General features: G+C 62.9%; 19 protein-coding genes and 1 pseudogene. 14 read left to right on the forward strand and 6 right to left on the reverse strand.

Annotation, left to right across the window (positions count from 1 at the left end; translation table 11 throughout):
- Nucleotides 1–172: pseudogene (locus tag PSFL_RS11945) on the forward strand (ribonucleotide-diphosphate reductase subunit beta); the annotation flags it as partial.
- A 52-nt stretch (nucleotides 173–224) separates the two neighbouring features.
- Here PSFL_RS11945 and PSFL_RS11950 read toward each other — a convergent pair.
- Nucleotides 225–524 carry a putative quinol monooxygenase gene (locus PSFL_RS11950; protein WP_057441906.1) on the reverse strand — a complete coding sequence of 100 codons (300 nt, stop codon included), beginning with the start codon at nucleotides 522–524 and terminating at the stop codon, nucleotides 225–227.
- Nucleotides 525–607: 83 nt separating this feature from the next.
- Entirely contained in the window at nucleotides 608–1618 is a 1011-nt protein-coding gene (locus PSFL_RS11955) for a zinc-binding alcohol dehydrogenase family protein (protein ID WP_057441901.1), read from the reverse strand.
- A gap of 112 nt (nucleotides 1619–1730) precedes the next feature.
- Here PSFL_RS11955 and PSFL_RS11960 point away from each other — a divergent pair, with 112 nt between their 5' ends.
- Together PSFL_RS11960 and PSFL_RS11965 are read left to right on the forward strand one after the other, a co-directional pair.
- On the forward strand, nucleotides 1731–2621 hold the full coding sequence (locus PSFL_RS11960; RefSeq protein WP_057441899.1) for a LysR substrate-binding domain-containing protein: 891 nt from the start codon (nucleotides 1731–1733) through the stop codon (nucleotides 2619–2621).
- A gap of 36 nt (nucleotides 2622–2657) precedes the next feature.
- Nucleotides 2658–3146 carry a DUF1289 domain-containing protein gene (locus PSFL_RS11965; RefSeq protein WP_397470087.1) on the forward strand — a complete coding sequence of 163 codons (489 nt, stop codon included), beginning with the start codon at nucleotides 2658–2660 and terminating at the stop codon, nucleotides 3144–3146.
- Nucleotides 3147–3290: 144 nt separating this feature from the next.
- Here the strand turns inward: PSFL_RS11965 and mdeB are convergent, their stop codons facing one another.
- Nucleotides 3291–5969 (reverse strand): alpha-ketoglutarate dehydrogenase, encoded by a 2679-nt coding sequence (gene mdeB, locus PSFL_RS11970; RefSeq protein ID WP_397470088.1) that lies wholly within the window; start codon nucleotides 5967–5969, stop codon nucleotides 3291–3293.
- 192 nt (nucleotides 5970–6161) lie between these two features.
- On the opposite strand from mdeB, the gene PSFL_RS11975 reads away from it, so the two are divergent.
- A complete protein-coding gene (locus PSFL_RS11975; protein WP_397470089.1) occupies nucleotides 6162–7100 on the forward strand; it encodes a class I SAM-dependent methyltransferase in 939 nt (312 codons plus the stop codon).
- 150 nt (nucleotides 7101–7250) lie between these two features.
- On the forward strand, nucleotides 7251–7973 hold the full coding sequence (pcsA, locus tag PSFL_RS11980) for a phosphatidylcholine synthase (RefSeq protein WP_057441892.1): 723 nt from the start codon (nucleotides 7251–7253) through the stop codon (nucleotides 7971–7973).
- Nucleotides 7974–8031: 58 nt separating this feature from the next.
- Here the strand turns inward: pcsA and PSFL_RS11985 are convergent, their stop codons facing one another.
- On the reverse strand, nucleotides 8032–8817 hold the full coding sequence (locus PSFL_RS11985; protein ID WP_057441891.1) for a sulfite exporter TauE/SafE family protein: 786 nt from the start codon (nucleotides 8815–8817) through the stop codon (nucleotides 8032–8034).
- 203 nt (nucleotides 8818–9020) lie between these two features.
- Here PSFL_RS11985 and PSFL_RS11990 point away from each other — a divergent pair, with 203 nt between their 5' ends.
- From PSFL_RS11990 to PSFL_RS12015, 6 genes are all read left to right on the forward strand, one after another.
- The gene (locus tag PSFL_RS11990) at nucleotides 9021–9542 is read left to right on the forward strand and encodes a DUF3455 domain-containing protein (RefSeq protein WP_057959536.1); all 522 of its coding nucleotides are present in this window, start codon (nucleotides 9021–9023) and stop codon (nucleotides 9540–9542) included.
- A gap of 91 nt (nucleotides 9543–9633) precedes the next feature.
- Entirely contained in the window at nucleotides 9634–10173 is a 540-nt protein-coding gene (locus PSFL_RS11995) for a sigma-70 family RNA polymerase sigma factor (protein WP_170045160.1), read from the forward strand.
- Complete coding sequence (locus PSFL_RS12000; RefSeq protein WP_120732817.1) at nucleotides 10170–10862, forward strand: anti-sigma factor domain-containing protein; 693 nt, start codon at nucleotides 10170–10172, stop codon at nucleotides 10860–10862. The genes PSFL_RS11995 and PSFL_RS12000 overlap by 4 nt, the downstream gene beginning before the upstream one ends.
- An 84-nt stretch (nucleotides 10863–10946) precedes the next feature.
- Complete coding sequence (locus tag PSFL_RS12005; protein WP_115128073.1) at nucleotides 10947–11504, forward strand: UPF0149 family protein; 558 nt, start codon at nucleotides 10947–10949, stop codon at nucleotides 11502–11504.
- A 102-nt stretch (nucleotides 11505–11606) separates the two neighbouring features.
- Nucleotides 11607–12863 carry a 3-phosphoshikimate 1-carboxyvinyltransferase gene (gene aroA, locus PSFL_RS12010; protein ID WP_120732813.1) on the forward strand — a complete coding sequence of 419 codons (1257 nt, stop codon included), beginning with the start codon at nucleotides 11607–11609 and terminating at the stop codon, nucleotides 12861–12863.
- Nucleotides 12864–12895: 32 nt separating this feature from the next.
- A complete protein-coding gene (locus tag PSFL_RS12015) occupies nucleotides 12896–13297 on the forward strand; it encodes a hypothetical protein (RefSeq protein ID WP_057441881.1) in 402 nt (133 codons plus the stop codon).
- Nucleotides 13298–13338: 41 nt separating this feature from the next.
- On the opposite strand, the gene PSFL_RS12020 is transcribed toward PSFL_RS12015, so the two are convergent.
- Both PSFL_RS12020 and PSFL_RS12025 read right to left on the reverse strand, forming a co-directional pair.
- Nucleotides 13339–14019 carry a GNAT family N-acetyltransferase gene (locus PSFL_RS12020; RefSeq protein ID WP_057441879.1) on the reverse strand — a complete coding sequence of 227 codons (681 nt, stop codon included), beginning with the start codon at nucleotides 14017–14019 and terminating at the stop codon, nucleotides 13339–13341.
- Between the two features lie 27 nt (nucleotides 14020–14046).
- The gene (locus PSFL_RS12025; protein ID WP_397470090.1) at nucleotides 14047–14952 is read right to left on the reverse strand and encodes a LysR family transcriptional regulator; all 906 of its coding nucleotides are present in this window, start codon (nucleotides 14950–14952) and stop codon (nucleotides 14047–14049) included.
- Nucleotides 14953–15071: 119 nt separating this feature from the next.
- On the opposite strand from PSFL_RS12025, the gene PSFL_RS12030 reads away from it, so the two are divergent.
- The 3 genes from PSFL_RS12030 (at nucleotide 15072) to lhgO (ending at nucleotide 18360) form a co-directional block, all read left to right on the forward strand.
- Nucleotides 15072–16292 carry an MFS transporter gene (locus PSFL_RS12030; RefSeq protein ID WP_397470091.1) on the forward strand — a complete coding sequence of 407 codons (1221 nt, stop codon included), beginning with the start codon at nucleotides 15072–15074 and terminating at the stop codon, nucleotides 16290–16292.
- Nucleotides 16293–16346: 54 nt separating this feature from the next.
- Nucleotides 16347–17057, forward strand: a complete 711-nt coding sequence (locus PSFL_RS12035) for a FadR/GntR family transcriptional regulator (RefSeq protein ID WP_397470092.1) — start codon at nucleotides 16347–16349, stop codon at nucleotides 17055–17057.
- Nucleotides 17058–17166: 109 nt separating this feature from the next.
- Nucleotides 17167–18360: an L-2-hydroxyglutarate oxidase gene (lhgO, locus tag PSFL_RS12040; RefSeq protein ID WP_397470093.1), complete on the forward strand. Its 1194-nt coding sequence runs from the start codon at nucleotides 17167–17169 to the stop codon at nucleotides 18358–18360.
- The last annotated feature ends 131 nt before the right edge of the window (nucleotides 18361–18491 follow it).

The following is an 18491-nucleotide window of genomic DNA, read 5'->3' on the forward strand; positions in this document are numbered from 1 at the left end:
CAAGTTCATCGCCAACCGTCGCCTGTCGCAGATCGGCTTGAAGGAAGAGTACCCAGGGACCACTAACCCGTTCCCGTGGATGAGCGAGATCATGGACTTGAAGAAAGAGAAGAACTTCTTTGAGACCCGAGTGATCGAGTATCAGACTGGTGGGGCGTTGAGCTGGGATTGATCCAATACTATCGCCGGTTTGCCGGCGATAGCGATCTATCAGGCGCCACGCATCAGTTCGAGACTTGCTCAAGAAAGATCAGTTTCAGGGGTTCCTGGAGCAAGTCATCCGCCGTGGCGGCAAAGCGCTGGAAGTACGGCATTGCGAAATGCGCATCGAGGGCCGCCTGGTTTTTGAACGCTTCACGCATATAGAACGTGCCCGGCTCATCACGCAGTTCGAACAACACGTAATCCAGGTTGCCAGGCTCGGTGCGGGTTGGCTCGACCAAGGCCAGCAGGCCTGCCTTGAGTGCTTGTTCCTGGCCTGGCTTGGCCTTAAGTACGGCGATGGATATCAAAGGTTTGGTCATGCTGGCGACTCCGTTGGTAGGTTGGCTGGCACATGCAGCGAGCATCATACACAGCGATAAGCCCATGGCTTTGATCAGGGTGGTCATTGGAAATCCTCAAGCACAATCTTGCCCCGCGCCTTGCCGCTTTCGACCAGGGCATGGGCGCTGCGCATATTGGCCGCGTTGATCGCACCGAAATGTGCGCCCAGGGTGGTGTGCAACACGCCCTGGTCGATCAGTTGTGCAACCCGGTTGAGCAGGTGGTGTTGCTGGATCATATCCGCCGTTTCAAACAACGAGCGGGTGAACATCAGTTCCCAGTGCAAGGACAAGGATTTGAGCTTGAGCGGCATCACATCCAGGCTGGCGGGATCGTCGATCAACCCCAGCCGCCCTTGTGGGCGCAGCACTTCGACCAGTTGCGGCAGGTACTCCTCGGTATGCGTGAGGCTGGCGACATGGCTGACCGCGTCAATCCCCAACGCTTGGAGCTGGGCCAGCATCGGCCGGCGATGGTCGATCACATGATGGGCCCCCATGCGCTGGACCCACCCAATGGTTTCCGGGCGCGAAGCCGTGCCGATCACCGTCATGTTGGTGAGTTGACGGGCCAGTTGTACCAGGATCGAACCCACGCCGCCGCCAGCCCCCACCACCAGCAGCACATCGCCCTCGCCGCCGCCTTCGGTCACGCCCAGGCGGTCGAACAGCAGCTCCCAGGCGGTGATCGAGGTCAGCGGCAAGGCGGCGGCGTGCGCCGCATCCAGTGTGCGCGGACGATGGCCGACGATGCGCTCATCAACCACCTGGAACTCGCTGTAGCTGCCGGAGCGGATCAGGGAGCCGGCGTAGTACACCGCGTCGCCCGGTTTGAACAGGGTCACGTCGGCGCCCACCTGGCGCACGATGCCCGCCGCGTCCCAGCCGAGGATTTTCGGCTCCTTGGCAAAGGTGCCGGAACGCACCTTGGTATCGACCGGGTTGACCGCCACGGCCTGCACTTCCACCAGCAGGTCCCGAGGGCCCGGCTGGGGGGCTTCGATATTCACATCAATCAGCGAGCGCGGGTCGTCGATGGGCAGGCCATGCTCGGTAAAGGTAATTGCTTTCATGGGAACTCACGAGTGATGAGGGGCGATGGCCCTCGATGGCTTGCATCTTTACCGTTCCCAGGGAGAAGAAAAATCGACAAAATGCAGCAACACTTTCATTGTTGGAGTGAAAATGATCCGCATCGATGATCTCGGGCTGTTTCTGCGCAGCGCCGCCCTGGGCAGTTTCACCGCCGCGGCCGTGGAGGCCAACCTGTTGCCGGGCCAGGTGGCGGCGGCGATCAAGCGCCTGGAGCGGGAGCTGGAGGTGCGCCTGTTTACCCGCACCACCCGCAGCCTGCGCCTGAGCGCCGAGGGCGAACAGTACCTGCCCACCGCCCGTGGCGTGCTGGAGCAATTGGAGCTGGGCCGCGAACGCTTGCGCGGCGATGACGCGCCACTGCGTGGCACCTTGCAGATCGCCGCGCCGTCGGACCTGGGGCGCAATATCCTGCTGCCGATGCTCACCGAGTTTCGCCGCCAGCACCCTGAGTTGAGCTTGCGCTTTCTGGTGTCGGACCAGGTCACCAACCTGTTTCGCGACCCGGTGGACGTGGCCCTGCGTTATGGCTGGAACGAGGACGCCAATTACATCGCCCTGCCCCTGGCACCCTGGAACCGCCGGGTGCTGGTGGCATCACCGGACTACGTGGCGCGCCACGGCACACCGACATCCGTCGACGACCTGACCCGTCACCCGTGCCTACTCTATCTGCAAAACGGCCGCCTGCATGACCGCTGGGAGCTAGGCGAACAGACCGTGCAAGTCACCGGCCCCCTGTTCAGTGACGACGCCGATGTGGTGCGGCGCTGGGCCGTCGCCGGTGAAGGCATCGCCTACAAGACCTGGCTGGATGTGTATGCCGATGTGCAGGCCCAGCGCCTGGTGGTGCTGTTGCCGGAGATTCCCGGGGATGTGTACCCCTTGAGCTTCGCCTGCCCCCATCGCGGGCAGATGTCGCGGGCGGTCACCCAGTTGTATCAGTGGTTGAACCAGCAGTTCAGCGCTCTGCAGCGCCTGTGAACCCTTTTGTAGTGGATTAGGAAAGACGCGGTTTTTATGCCCAATCAAACCATCAAGACGCCGTGCGTCGGCCTGTGTTCCACCGTGTATGGCGACCTGGTGTGCCGTGGCTGCAAGCGCTATCACCATGAAGTCATTCAGTGGAATGGCTACAGCGCCGAGGAAAAACAAGCGGTCTGGCTGCGCCTTGAGCAGTTGCTGGTGCAGGTCATGACCAGCAAGCTGGAGGTGTTTGACCCGGCGCGCCTGCGCCAGCAACTGGAAGAGCGCAAGATCCGTTTTATGCCGCACCAGTCGCCTTATTGCTGGGCTTATCAGCTGATTGCCCGGGGCGCGCGGGTGATTTCCAGGCTGGATGCGTATGGCTTGGCGTTGCTGCCGGAGTTTCGCGAGCGGCACCTGGCGGATTTGCGTGATGCGATTGATCGGGAGTTTTTCCTGCTGTCGCAGGCGCATTACCAACGCTACATCGCGCCGGATTTTTTGCTCGAGGCGTTTGGGCCAGCGTTGATTGCTACCCTCTAAAACACCCCCCCCCCTGTGGGAGCGGGTTTGTGTGGGAACGGGCTTGCTCGCGAAGGCGGTGGGTCAGTCACCTATGCACCAACTGACACTACGCCTTCGCGAGCAAGCCCGCTCCCACATTTGGTCCTCATTTACCTTGAGGTGTCAGTGAGTCCACGACGCCGCACGCTCGGTGTGCAGGCCGTATCGCTCAATCGCCCGCTGACACACCTGCGCCTCCAGGCTGCCCTGTTCCACCAGGGCGGCCAGCGCGGCGAGCACGATGTGGTGGCGGTCCACCTCGAAGAAATCGCGCAACGCCGCACGGGTGTCGCTGCGCCCGAAGCCATCGGTGCCGAGCACGGTGTAGTGGGCCCCCAGGTAGGAACCGATCATCTGCGGCACCGCCCGCACGTAGTCCGAGACGGCAATCACCGGCGCGCCGTCGGGCAGGCAGGTCGCCAGGTGGCTGCGCTGCGGGCTTTGCAGTGGATGCAGGCGGTTCCAGCGCTCCACCTCACGCGCATCGCGGGCCAGTTCGCTGAAGCTGGTCACGCTGAATACCTCGCTGTCGATCTGCCAATCGTCCGCCAGTAACTGCGCGGCGGCCTGGGCCTCGCGCACCAGGGTGCCGGAGCCGAGCAGGCGCACCTTGGCCCCAACACTGCCCTCAAGGCGGTACATGCCCTTGATAATCGCCGCCTCGACGCCTTCGGGCAGGGTCGGTTGCGGGTAGTTTTCGTTCATCAGGGTCACGTAGTAGAACTCGTCCACATCGTGCTCAAGCATCTGGCGCATGCCGTGGTCGAGAATCACCGCAAATTCGCCGGCAAACGCCGGGTCGTAAGCACGGCAGTTAGGCACGGTCGCGGCCATCAGGTGGCTGCTGCCGTCCTGATGCTGCAGGCCCTCGCCGCCCAAGGTGGTACGCCCCGCCGTGGCGCCGAGCAAAAAGCCCCGGGCGCGCTGGTCGGCGGCGGCCCAGATCAGGTCGCCCACGCGCTGGAAACCGAACATCGAGTAGTAGATGTAGAACGGCAGCATGCGCAAGCCATGCACCGAGTAGCTGGTGGCCGCCGCGACCCAGGAACTGATAGCGCTGGCTTCACTGATGCCTTCCTCAAGGATCTGCCCGTCGGTGGCTTCGCGATAGCTGAGGATGGAACCGATATCTTCCGGCTCGTAGCGCTGACCGACGCTGGAATAGATGCCGATCTGCTTGAACAGGTTGGCCATGCCGAAGGTGCGTGCCTCGTCGGCGACAATCGGCACGATGCGCGGGCCCAGGGCCTTGTCTTTGAGCAGGTTGCTGAGCATGCGCACAAAGGCCATGGTGGTGGACATTTCCTTGCCTTCGGCCTGGGTCGCAAAACCGCCGTAGCCACTCACTGGCGGCACAGGCACCGGTTCAGCGCTCTGGCTGCGGCTGGGCACATAACCGCCCAAGGCTGCGCGGCGCTGGTGCAGGTAGCGCATTTCGGCGCTGTCGGCGGCGGGTTTGTAGAAGCTCAGGGATTCGGTCTGCTCGTCGCTCAGGGGCAACTGGAAGCGGTTGCGAAAGCCGATCAGCGCGTCGCGATCAAGTTTTTTCTGCTGGTGGGTGGTCATCTTGCCCTGCCCGGCCTCGCCCATGCCAAAGCCTTTCTTGGTCTGGGCCAGGATTACCGTAGGGCGCCCCTTGACCCGCCGCGCGGCGTGATAGGCGGCATGGATTTTCAGCATGTCGTGGCCGCCGCGCTTGAGCCGGTCGATCTGCTCATCGCTCAAGCCGGCCGCCAGCTTGGCCAGGGATTCATTTTGGCCAAAGAAGTGCTCGCGGTTATAGGCACCGTCCTTGGCGGCAAAGGTCTGGAACTGCCCGTCCACGGTCTGGGACAAGGTGCGCACCAACGCGCCGTCTTCATCCTTGGCCAGCAAGGCGTCCCAGTCCGACCCCCACACCAGCTTGATCACGTTCCAACCGGCACCGGCAAACAGTGCCTCCAGCTCGTCGATGATCCGCCCATTACCGCGCACCGGGCCATCGAGGCGTTGCAGGTTGCAGTTGACCACCCAGGTCAGGTTGTCCAGGCCTTCGCGGGCGGCCAGGGTCAGGGCTGACATGCTTTCCGGCTCGTCCATCTCGCCATCGCCGAACACACCCCAGACGTGCCGGTCGGTGGTGTCCTGCAAGCCGCGATGGTGCAGGTAACGCATAAAGCGCGCCTGGAAAATCGAGCTGATCGGGCCTATGCCCATGGAGCCGGTGGGGAACTGCCAGAAGTCCGGCATCAACCACGGGTGCGGATAGCTCGACAGGCCACGGGCGCCGGCCTTGACCGCGCCCAACTCCTGACGATAGTGGGCCAGGTCCTGCTCGCTCAGGCGCCCCTCAAGAAAGGCCCGCGCGTAAATACCGGGCGCGGAATGCGGCTGGTAGAACACCAGGTCGCCGCCGACGTTGTCGTGACGGGCACGGAAAAAATGGTTGAAACCCACCTCGAACAGGTCCGCCGCGCTGGCATAGCTGGCGATATGGCCACCCAACTCGCCATAGGCCTGGTTGGCGCGCACCACCATGGCCAGGGCGTTCCAGCGCACCAGCGAGGCCAGGCGCTCTTCGGTCGCCAGGTCGCCGGGAAAGTGTGGCTGCTGCTCCACGGCGATGCTGTTGATGTAGGGCGTGCCATGGCGCGGTTTCCAACCGATGGCTGGCGTATTGCCGGCATCGGCCAGCATATCGAGGATCTCCCGCGCGCGCTCCGGGCCGGCATGGCGTACCAGGGAGTCCAGGGCGTCGCGCCACTCGGTGAGCTCCTGCTGGTCAATGGCTGTTTGATTGACTGTCTTTACGAAACCGTTCATGGGCACCTCCGAGCTGTTTTTTCCAGTTTATGTCTGCCCAAAAGGATTTTTTGACTGTTCTGGGTAGGTCAAAGGACGATTTGCAGCACAAAACGCTTAAACATGGCTGATTAAAAGCACGTTGTGCTTCCTTCACCTGAGTCAACGCAATTGTGTTTAAAATGCCGCCCGTTTAATGATCGACGCTGCCCGATGACCCCAGACGCCCTCGCCCTGCTCCACACTCACTTGCTGACCGCCCTGCGTGACGTGCCCGTGGAAACCCGTCGCCTGTTCCACGGCCGGGGTCGTTGCTGGCCGGGGCTGGAGCAGTTGACCGTGGATTGGCTGCAAGGCGTGGTGCTGGTTTCGTTGTTCAAGGAGCCTGAGCCCGCGCAACTGCAAGCCTTGCAACACCAACTGCGCGAGCTCTGCGAAAGCCGCGAATGGCAACAGGCCGGCGCCCACACTCTGGCCCTGCAACATCGCTACTTGCCGCAAAGCACCACCGAATGGCTGTGGGGCGAGAGGGTCGAGGAATTGACCATCACCGAAGGCGGCCTGCGTTATCGCATCGACCTGGGCAAAAAGCAGAACAGTGGGCTGTTTCTGGATATGCGCTACGGCCGCAACTGGGTGCGCGAACACGCCAGTGGCTTGCGGGTGCTGAACCTGTTTGCCTATACCTGCGGGTTTTCCGTGGCCGCCATCGAGGGCGGGGCCGAGCATGTGGTCAACCTGGATATGGCCCGTGGCGCCCTGAGCCGGGGTCGCGACAATCACCGGCTCAATGGCCATGACCTGGGCAAGGTGAGCTTCCTGGGGCATGACTTGTTCAAGTCCTGGGCGAAAGTCACCAGCAGCGGCCCCTATGACCTGGTGATCATCGACCCGCCGTCGTTTCAGAAAGGCAGCTTCCTGCTGACCAAGGACTACCAGCGCGTGCTGCGTCGCCTGCCCGACCTGCTGACACCCCAAGGCACGGTCTTGGCCTGCATGAATGACCCGGCGCTGGGCGAAGACTTCCTGATCGAGGGCGTCACCCGCGAAGCGCCGGGGCTGCGTTTTGAGCAGCGCCTGGCAAACCCGCCGGAATTTCCCGACATTGATCCGCAAAGTGGTCTGAAGGCCCTGGTGTTCCGTCAGGGCTGATGCCGAATCCTTCTGCGCTTGCTACGCTCAACCTAAGGCCTTGGTGGTGAACCTTATCCCCTCCTTCCCGGTCGATACCTGCATCCCTTGGCCAGATTCGACGCTCAACCGCCGTCGGCTGCCCCGTTTCACCTTTTGGAGAACGCCCCTGTGATATCGACCCTGCATGTAGCCAGACTCAAAGCCTGGGGCGCCCATGGCTTTACCGCCACCGGCGTGGTGCTGGCCTTCCTTGCGACGCTGGCGCTGCTGGAGAACCAACCCAAGGCCTGCCTGCTGTGGCTGGGCCTGGCGTTGATTGTGGATGGCGTGGACGGGTCGCTGGCGCGGCGGGTCAATGTGCAGACCGTGCTGCCAAGCTTCGATGGCTCGGTACTGGACCTGGTGATTGACTACCTGACGTATGTGTTTATCCCGGCGCTGTTTATCTACCGCTATATCGACCTGCCGGACTTCACCCACCTGTTCACCGTCTCGGTGATCCTGGTGTCGTCGTTGTTCTGCTTCTGCAACGTCAATATGAAGAGCAAGGACAACTACTTCCAGGGCTTCCCCGCAGCCTGGAATGTGGTGGCGCTGTGTGTCTACATTATCGACCCGGACGCCTGGATAACCTTGGCCACAGTGATCGGCCTGGCGCTGCTGACGGTGACGCCGATGAAGTTCCTGCACCCGTTCCGGGTCAAGCGCTTTATGCCGATCAATATTGCGGTGACTACGGTGTGGCTGCTGTGCAGCCTGTTGCTGGTGATCGACCAGCCGTACACCAACAAGCTGACCATGGGCTTGTGGTTGTTGATGTCGGCGTATTTCCTGGGGATTTGTATCTGGCGTACGGCGATGGAGTGGTTGGATAAATCGCGCAAGGCATAACCCGTGAAGTGTTGTGGCGAGCCGCCCTCGCCACAGCACCCCAGCGCAAGACCGGCAGTCAGAACGCCAGTTTGAAACCAATCAACCCCAGCATCACCGCCAGGCACGGACGCAGCAGCTCATCCGGCACCCGGCCGGACATATGGCTGCCGAAGTAGATACCCGGCAGCGAGCCCATCAGCAAGAACCCCAGCAAATGCCAGTCCATATTACCCATGCTCGCATGCCCGAGGCCCGCGACCAGGGTCAGAGGGACTGCGTGGGCGATTTCGGTGCCCACCAGGCGCTTGGTGGCCAAAAACGGGTACAGGATAAACAGCGCCACGGTGCCCAGGGCGCCGGCACCGATGGAGGTCAGGGCAACCATGGTGCCGAGGATCGCCCCAGTGAATACCGTCAACCCATTCAGGTTGCGCGGGCTCATATGGTAGTTGTCGCCCGCATGGCGCTGGGCAAAGGCCAACAATCGCTTCTTGAACAGAATCGCCAGGGCCGTCAGCAACAGCACCACACCCAGGGCTTGCTTGATCACTTCGTTCATCGCGCTGGGATCGGTATGCAGGCTCTTGAGGAACCACAGCGTCAGCAACACCGCCGGCACACTGCCCAGGGTCAGCCAGCCGGTGATGGTCCAGTCGATGTTCTTGTTCTTGCCATGCACCAGCACCCCACCGGATTTGGTGATGGCGGCATACAGCAGGTCGGTACCCACGGCGGTCGCCGGGTTGATGCCGAACCACAGCAGGATCGGGGTCATCAACGACCCTCCACCGACGCCGGTCATGCCGACGATAAAACCAACAATCAGGCCCGCCACCACAAAACCAAAATTACCCACATCCATTACAGCTACCTGCGGCCTTATAAAATTCTGGCGGCAGCATAGCGATTTTTCTTATAACTACTTATATCAATACGATCTGACTTTATTCCTTTTGTGTTTTGCAGATTTATTTGCCGCGCCGTGCATCCAATCGGCCACGCCGTGAGTAGTACAGGAAGCAGCCGCAGCGCTGCTCAGCTGTTCACCCTTACGGAGAGACACCGATGAACGCTAAACCCCTGCTCTGCCTGACCTGCCTGCTGATTGCCGCACCGGCGGCCTTTGCCCAGACCAGCCTGCCCGACAGCATCAAGGTGCCGGACGGGCACAAGCTGATCCTGGAAACCACCGGTGTCGGCGAAATCACCTACGAATGCCGCGACAAGGCCAACGCTGCCGGCCAGACCGAGTGGGTCTTTGTTGGCCCCAAGGCGGTGCTCAACGATCGTAGCGGTAAGCAAGTGGGTACCTACTTCGGCCCGCCTGCCACCTGGCAGGCCAAGGACGGTTCTAAAGTCACCGGCACCCAACTGGCCGTGGCGCCGTCCAGCGCCGGCAACCTGCCCTATCAGTTGGTCAAGGCCAATCCGGCTGAAGGCCAGGGTGCCATGACCGGCGTCAGCTATATCCAGCGCGTGGCGCTCAAGGGTGGCGTGGCGCCGAGTGCCGAATGCAGCACCGCCACCAAGGGCCAGCAGCAAGTGGTGAAGTACCAGGCGGACTACCTCTTCTGGGCGGCCAAATGACTCGCCCGGCCAGAAAACTCGTCTAAGCTGCTGCGATAGCACCCCGGCCACTCTGGGCCGGGGGTTGACCCTGAAATGGCGGCCCCAGTCCTTGCCCGAACTTCTCTTTGACTATGAAGCCTGCCTGTTGGCCTGCGCCCGTGGCGAACAGCAAGCCTTGCGTCAGTTGTATGAACAAGATTGCGCCCGTCTGCTCGGCGTGGCCAAGCGCATCGCACGGGACACGGCCCTGGCAGAGGACATCGTGCATGAGGCATTTATCAACATCTGGAACGGTGCCAGCGGGTTCGACCCGCGCCGAGGTTCGGCCCGTGGCTGGGTGTACAGCGTGACCCGGCATATGGCGCTCAACGTTATGCGTAAAAATCAGCGTGAGGTCGCGCTCAGTGATGAGCACGAACGCACACTGGTAGCTGAGCCCACGGCCGAGCACTTCGAGTACCGCGCCCGCAGCGGCAAGGTTTATCAGTGCCTGGAGCATCTGGAACCGTCGCGCCGCAGTTGCCTGTTGCATGCGTATGTCGATGGCCTGTCCCACAGTGAAATCGCACAGAAACTGGACACCCCGCTGGGGACTGTCAAAGCCTGGATCAAACGCAGCCTCGCGGCCTTGCGTGAGTGCATGGCATGACACCCGACGAATTGGACGAACTGGCCAGCGAATACGTGCTGGGGACCTTGGCCGCAGATCAACGTTTGCAGGTGCAGCAACGCCTGGAACACGACGCGCCCTTGCGCGCGGCGGTGGATGCCTGGGAACAGCGCCTGCTGCCCCTGACCGAACTGGCCGAGCCGCTGGCGCCGTCGCCCTACCTGTGGCGACGCATTGAACGCAGCCTGGGCCATCACACCCTGGGCGATGCGCGGTCGATGCCGTGGTGGAACCTGCTCGCCCTGTGGCGTGGCCTGGCCGGTGCAGGCTTGTTGGCCAGTCTGGTGCTGGCCACACTGCTGCTGACCCGCCCCGCCGCCGTCAACCCGACCGCCTACGTGGTGGTGCTGATGGCGCCACAGAGCCAGGCGCCGGGCTGGGTGATCCAGGCCAGCAACGATCAGCAAATCCAGCTGATCCCCCTGGGCGTGGTGCAGATACCGGCAGACAAGGCGCTGGAGTTCTGGACCAAGGGTGATGACTGGCAAGGCCCGGTTTCGCTTGGGTTGGTCAAGCCGGGGCAAAGCCTGTCGATCCCCCTGGATAAACTGCCGCCGCTGGCGCCCAACCAACTGTTCGAGCTGACCCTGGAAGGCCCCAATGGCTCGCCGACCGGCAAGCCGACCGGGCCGATCCAGGCGATTGGCCGTGCGGTAAAGGTGATCTAGCACTGGATTAAAACGCCGACTCGCGCCATCCTCCGCGTTTTACGCCGCCTTATCTGCGGCGCTTGACGCTCAAAGGATATGTTCATGCACGACCACGCCCTCGCCCCTGCCGATTTCGAGTTCATCGAAGACATTCTGCTCAAATACGGCGACGACAACTCGGTGTTGAACCTGGCCGAGCTCGACGGCTACTTCACGGCCCTGGTGTCCGGCCCGGCGCCGGTGGACGTTGCCATCTGGTTCCCGGCCATCTGGGGTGGGCAGGTCCCGGCCTGGGAAAGCAAGGAAGAACTCGGGCAGTTTATCGACCTGTGCACGCGCCATCTCAACCGCCTTGCCCTGCAGTTGGCCAGCGATGCCCAGGGTTTTGAGGCACGCTTTGAACAAACCGAACACCAGGACCAGCCGCTGACCCTCGCCGAGGAATGGTGCTTTGGCTATATCCGTGGCGCCGCGATCAGCGAATGGCCGCCCCTGCCGAGCGAACAGGCGGCACAGTTGGAAGCCATCTCCTGGTGCGCCGAGCAGGACAACTTCGAATTGCCGGCCGACCTGGATGTCGCCGCCCATCAGCAGCAGGTGGCGCGCATCGAACCAGCCGCCAGGGCCTTGCATGCCTATTGGCTGAGCCAGCGCGGTTAAACCTGCGCCACGATTTGACCCTGCCGTGCCGGATGGTCGATTATTCGTCTCCGCCAGCCGGCCACTCCCAGCCACCGCGCCTTGAATCAGGAGCCTTGTACCTTGAGTTCGCAGAAAACCGTGACCGTGACACCGCCCAACTTTCCATTGCACGGCAAGGTAGCGCCTCCCGGCTCCAAATCCATTACCAACCGCGCCCTGTTGCTGGCGGCCCTGGCCAAGGGCACCAGCCGCCTGAGCGGCGCGCTGAAAAGCGACGACACCCGGCATATGTCCGTGGCCTTGCGCCAGATGGGCGTGACCATTGATGAGCCGGATGACGTGACCTTTGTCGTCACCGGCCACGGCAAACTGCAACTGCCGGCGCAACCCCTGTTCCTGGGCAACGCCGGCACCGCAATGCGCTTTCTTACGGCCGCCGTGGCGACCGTGGAAGGCAGCGTGGTACTGGATGGCGACGCGTACATGCAAAAGCGCCCGATCGGCCCGCTGCTGGCGACCCTGAACCAGAACGGCATCCAGGTTGAAAGCCCCACCGGCTGCCCGCCCGTGACCGTGCATGGGCGCGGCAAGGTGCAGGCCAAGCGCTTCGAGATCGACGGCGGCCTGTCCAGTCAGTACGTGTCGGCGCTGTTGATGCTCGCGGCGTGCGGCGAGGCCCCTATCGAGGTGGCCCTGACCGGCAAGGATATTGGCGCCCGTGGCTATGTCGACCTGACCCTGGATTGCATGCGCGCGTTCGGCGCCCAGGTGGACGTGGTCAACGACAGCACCTGGCGCGTGGCCCCCACCGGCTACACCGCCAACGATTATCTGATCGAACCCGACGCTTCGGCGGCCACCTACCTATGGGCGGCTGAAGTACTCACGGGCGGCAGCATCGACCTGGGCGTCGCGGCCCAGGACTTCACCCAGCCCGACGCCAAGGCCCAGGCCGTGATCGCGCAATTCCCGCAGATGCCGGCCACAGTGGTCGGCTCGCAGATGCAGGACGCCATCCCGACCCTCGCAGTGCTAGCGGCGTTCAACAACACCCCGGTGCGTTTCACCGAACTGGCCAACCTGCGGGTCAAGGAATGCGACCGCGTCCAGGCCCTGCATGACGGCCTCAACGAGATCCGCCCGGGGCTGGCGACCATCATCGGTGACGACTTGCTGGTGGCCAGCGATCCGGCGTTGGCGGGCACTGCGTGCACCGCACTGATCGACACCCACGCCGACCACCGCATCGCCATGTGCTTTGCGCTGGCAGGCCTGAAAGTCTCGGGCATCAAGATTCAGGACCCGGACTGCGTGGGCAAGACCTATCCTGAGTACTGGAACGCCCTGGGCAGCCTGGGCGTGCAACTGACCTACTAAGCCGTCAGCACCAGCGTGGGGAGGGAGTGATCATGACAATTCGCCAACCCTGCCCACCGGCTGTGTGTGACTGCGAGCGCGAGCAACTGCTCGATGCCCCCGGTGCCGACCAGCGCATCCTGCAACTGACCCGCCAGGAAGAAAAAAAGCTGCTCGAACGCCTGGAAAACCTGCAAAGCCTGGCCGACCTGGAACGCATGCAACACCTGATGCACCAGCAACTGGGCATCCGCGTGCATATCGCCCCGGGGCATACCGAAGTCAAAAGCATGCGCGGGATCCAGATCGTCATCGACGACCTGCCGGGGCTGTGTCGCAAGACGCGGCAGTCGATTCCGGCAGCCATTCGCAAAGGGATGGAGAAACGGCCGGAGATTGCTTATCGGTTGCTGGATGCCCATGACCTGTTTCGCGACAGCCCGCCGTTGTTGTGAGCAACGGGCTTGATCAGACCCGTTGCCACAACAGCCGCCGGTCAGGCCAAGCGGTTTTGCACAAACACCTGGGCCTTGCGCGCCATCTGATCGAAATGCCGGTCTCGCTGTTTCTCGGCGTCGATCATCGCGCGCTTGCCGTGTTTGTTTAGCAAATAGGTGTGAATCTGCCGCACTTCCAGGGAGCTGTAGATCGACGCCACATCCAACACGCCCATCAGGCCATCGGTGCTGTAGTCACGGGTATTCATCAATACCTGAGTGCCACGCACGCCGCGCACCTGAAAGCCCATGGCTTCGAACGCCGGGACTTTTTCCACCGCGCAGGTCAGTTCGCCATGGGGGTAACGGCCGAGCATGTCGTCCATCATCGCCCGCGCCACGCCCTGGCGGCGGTGGCTGGCATGCACGGCCATATAGGTCACGCCGCAAGCCTCAGGATCGTCCTTGACCGGCAGGTACAGCAGGAAGCCAATGACCTTGGCCGGATCCTGCTCATCCATCGCGACAATCAGCTCAACCGCAATGCCCTTGCCCCCGCCCAGCGCCTCCAGGTACAGGTGCACTTCGTAGCCGATTGCATATTGGTAGATGTTGTACAGCAGGTTGCTCGGCGGGATGGCGACCATGCTGATATCGGTCAGGTAGTCGACCACCATCTGCAGAATCTGGCTGTTGACCGGCTCGGGGCATGGGCTTGCGTAGTGGGTAAGGGTGAACATCGAATTCCTGTTTCCTGGTATTTCGCATCAAGGCTGGCGGGATTGTACCCGTTCTGCGCCACACACCTCGCGCAAACAGCCACGCAACCAGCGATGCGCGAGGTCGGCATCCAGGCGTGGATGCCAGAGCATCGCCACGCTGAACTCCGGGACGTCGACCGGCAGGGCAAAGCTGAACAGGCCATCGCGCAGGCCATGGGTATAACGCTCAGGGACGCTGGCGATCAGGTCGGTCCTTTGCGCCAGTGCCACGGCGGTGGAGAACCCGGTGACGATGGTCGCCACGTCACGCGTGAGGTGCAAGGCCTCAAGGACATCGTCGATCTGCCCGCGCTCGCGCCCGCGCCGGGACACGTAGATATGCCGGCCGGCGGCGTAGCGTGCAGGGGTGATGGGCCCCTGGCTCAGTGGATGGCCGGCGCGGACCACGCCGATAAAGCGGTCGCGAAACAGTAACTGGGTCAGCACTTCGGGGTTGGCCGTGCTATCGACCACGCCGGTTTCCAGGTCCACGCCGCTGTCGCGCAGCGGTGTGCCGGGCTTATGCACAAAGTGCAGGCGTACGCCGGGCGCCTGCGCGGCGATATGGGCCAGCAGCGCCGGGCCAAAACTCTCGACAAACCCTTCGCTGGTGCGCAGCACAAAGGTCCGCTGCAGGCCCTTGAGGTCCAGGACCTGCAGCGGACGCAGCAGCGCTTCGGCATCCTGTACCAGTTGGCTGACCCGTTCGCGCAGTTCCAGGGCGCGTGGCGTCGGCACCAGGCCTCGGCCGGCGCGCACCAGCAACGGGTCACCGGTGGTTTCACGCAGCCGCGCCAACGCCCGGCTCATGGCCGAGGGGCTCAGGCCCAGGCGCTGGGCGGCACGGGCGACGCTGCCTTCTGCGAGCAGCACGTCCAGGGTGACCAACAGGTTGAAATCGGGAAGCGACACGGCGGCAATCCTCATCAGGCGTTTTACGCAGGTATAGAGTGCAACTGCTGCGTCTTCCGCCATGCTAGGCGAGACCATAGAGTGCGGGCAACGACTAGGTGCAGCACAAGGAAAATCCCATGACGTCCCCTACCCCACGCGGCGCGCTCGCCGGTTTATCGTTGTGCATGCTCCTGGCTGCACTGGGCACCAGCATTGCCAATGTCGGCCTGCCGCAGATGGCCGAGGGCTTTACGGCAGCCTTTGCAGCGGTGCAATGGGTGGTGCTGAGTTATCTGCTGGCGATCACGGCCGTGCTGGTTGGTGTGGGCCGCCTGGGGGATCGGTTCGGCCATCGACGCCTGCTGCTGGCGGGTGTGGCGGTCTTCGCCGTGGCATGCGCCCTGTGCAGCGCCGCGCCCTCCCTCGGTGCGTTGGTCGCGGCGCGGGCGCTGCAAGGGCTCGGCGCAGCGACCATGATGGCAATGACCATGGCGCTGGTCACCGCCACCGTGCCCAAGGAGCAGACCGGGCGCATCATGGGTTTGCTGGGAACGATGTCGGCGGTGGGTACCGGCTTGGGGCCGGCCATTGGTGGCGCACTGATTGCGGCGTCGGGCTGGCGCGCGCTGTTCCTGGTGATGCTGCCGTTGGCCGCCCTGGCGTTCGTGCTGGTGCAGCGCACACAGGCCGACAGAGATCCGCCACCACCCGCTGGCGGCCGCGTCAGTGTCTTCTCGGCACTCCATGACCGAGCCCTGGGCGCCGGGCTTGGCATGAGTACGCTGGTGGCGGCCGTGATGATGACCACCCTGGTCGCCGGGCCGTTTTACCTGAGCCATGGCCTAGGGCTGCATCCCACGCCAATGGGCCTGGCCATGGCTGTCGGCCCGTGCGTCGCGGCGCTCGCGGGCATACCGGCCGGGCGCCTGACCGACCGCTGGGGCAGCTATGCCACGACGCTTGGCGGCCTGTTGTGCATGCTGGCCGGCTGCTTGATGTTGGTGTTGCTGCCCTTGGGCGCAGCAGGTTATATCAGCGCGCTGGTGATCCTCACCCTGGGCTACGCGCACTTTCAGGCGGCCAACAACACAGCAGTGATGAGCAATCTGTCGGCGGATCGACGCGGCGTGATCGCGGGCTGGCTGAACCTGTCGCGCAATCTGGGCCTGATTATCGGCGCCTGGGCCCTGGGCGCGGTGTTTGCCTGGGGCACTGGCGATCTCCAGTCAGCCCTCCCCGCAGCAGTCGGCCAAGGCTTGCGCGTGACCTTTGCGGTGGCCGCAGGGCTGGTTGTGCTGGCGCTGCTGCTGGCCTTGGGGCGCCAGGTAAAAACGCTGCAAGCCACAGCGGCGCCTTGACAAGGGAAAATCGTAACAGCTATTGTCTGACAACCTGATCACCTAGGTTTTGCCATGCTTGAGCTTCAGCGTCCAGATTCCCTCGTTGTGCGTGTTGTCAGCGCTATACGGGCCGAGATTGACTCCGGACAACTGGCGCCCGAGTCGCGCCTGCCCACCGAGCAGCAACTGGCGGAACAGTTGAATGTCAGCCGTTCGGTGGTGCGCGAGGCGATTGCCCAGCTCAAGGCCGATGGCGTGCTGACCGCCCGCCGTGGCCTGGGCTCGTTTATTTCGCAGACCCCGGCCGGTACGGTGTTCCGCTTTCCGGAAAAGAATGGCCGACGCCCTGACCTCGCGCAAATGTTCGAAGTGCGCCTGTGGATCGAAACCCAGGCGGCCTCCATTGCCGCCCAACGCCGCGACGCCGACGACCTGCAACGCATGAAACGTGCCCTGCAGGAAATGCACGACAAGCGCGCCGACTTTGAGGCCGCTGCACTGGCCGACGTGGAGTTTCACCGGGCCATCGCCGACGCCAGCAAAAACGAGTATTTCGTCGCCTTCCACGACTTTCTGCGCAATCAGTTGGCCAGCGCACGCAAGACCGCCTGGGAAAACTCGGCGTCGCGCTTTGCCAGCGGCTCGGCGGATGCCACCCAGGAACACCAGGCGTTGTACCAGGCCATCGTCGACGCCGACCCCCAGGGCGCTGCCGCCGCCGCCGAGGCGCATTTGCGTGCCGCCGCCAAACGCTTGCAACTGGAGCTGCCGGCCACCCATTGATCCATCGAACACCTATAAAGCGTGCCCGCGGGCACGCTGTTTTTTTAACAAAAACATTAGTCTGACAACCTGATAAGCAGACTGAAATGTACTGATTTAGGTAGCCCACATGATTTATGACTTTTGCATCATCGGTGGCGGCATTGTCGGCCTGGCCACCGCGATGGAGTTGCTCAAGCGCCAGCCCAACGCGTCCCTGGTGATCCTGGAAAAGGAAGCGGTGTTGGCCAAGCACCAGACCGGCCATAACAGCGGCGTGATCCATGCCGGCATCTACTACGCACCCGGCAGCCTCAAGGCCGAGTTGTGCAAGCGTGGCGCCGAGGCCACCAAACAGTTCTGCAGCGAGCATGGGATCAAGTTCGAGGTGTGCGGCAAATTGCTGGTGGCCTCCACGGCCCTGGAAGTGCAGCGCATGGAAGCGCTGTATGCGCGATCGCAGCTCAACGGGATGAAGGTCGAGCGCCTGGACGCCGAGCAACTGCGGGCCCGCGAGCCGAACATCGTCGGTCTGGGCGGGTTGTTCCTCGATGCCACCGGGATAGTCGACTACCGCCAGGTCTGCGAAACCATGGCTGCAGTGATTCGCCGCAATGGGGGTGAGATCTGCCTGGAAAAAACCGTCACGGCGATTGCCGAAGACACCGACAAAGTCACCGTCAGCACCCACGACGGCGCCTGGCAAGCGCGGCACCTGGTGGTGTGCGCGGGCCTGCAATCGGACCGCCTGGCGACTCTGGCCGGGATTGATATCGACCACCAGATCATCCCCTTCCGTGGCGAGTATTTCCGCTTGCCGGCGTCGAAGAACAACATCGTCAACCACTTGATCTACCCGATCCCGGATCCGGAGCTGCCGTTTCTGGGGGTGCACCTGACCCGCATGATTGATGGCAGCGTCACCGTCGGCCCCAATGCGGTGCTGGGCCTGGGCCGGGAGAACTACAAGAAGTTTTCCGTCAACTGGAAGGATGTGGCCGAGTACGCGCGCTTCCCCGGCTTCTGGAAAACCATCTGGCAGAACCTCGGCTCCGGCAGCGTGGAAATGAAGAATTCGTTGTTCAAGTCCGGCTACCTGGAGCAATGCCGCAAGTACTGCCCGTCCCTGGAACTCGACGACCTGCTGCCCTACGAAGCCGGGATCCGCGCCCAGGCGGTGATGCGCGACGGCAGCCTGGTGCACGATTTCCTGTTCGCCCAGACGCCGCGCATGTTGCACGTGTGTAACGCGCCGTCACCGGCGGCCACCTCGGCGATTCCGATTGGCGAAATGATCGCCGACCGCATGTTCACCCCCAACTAAACACCCCTCTGTAGGAGCTGTCTCGCCCCGCGAGGCTGCGATGACGGCGGCACAGGCAACCAATGCATTGCCTGACACAGCGCTATCGCAGCCTCGCCAAGGCTCGACAGCTCCCACATTTGATCGCGTTC

Origin of the sequence: Pseudomonas sp. DD1 (assembly GCF_044510355.1) — a bacterium.
GTDB classification, from domain to species: domain Bacteria; phylum Pseudomonadota; class Gammaproteobacteria; order Pseudomonadales; family Pseudomonadaceae; genus Aquipseudomonas; species Aquipseudomonas shahriarae.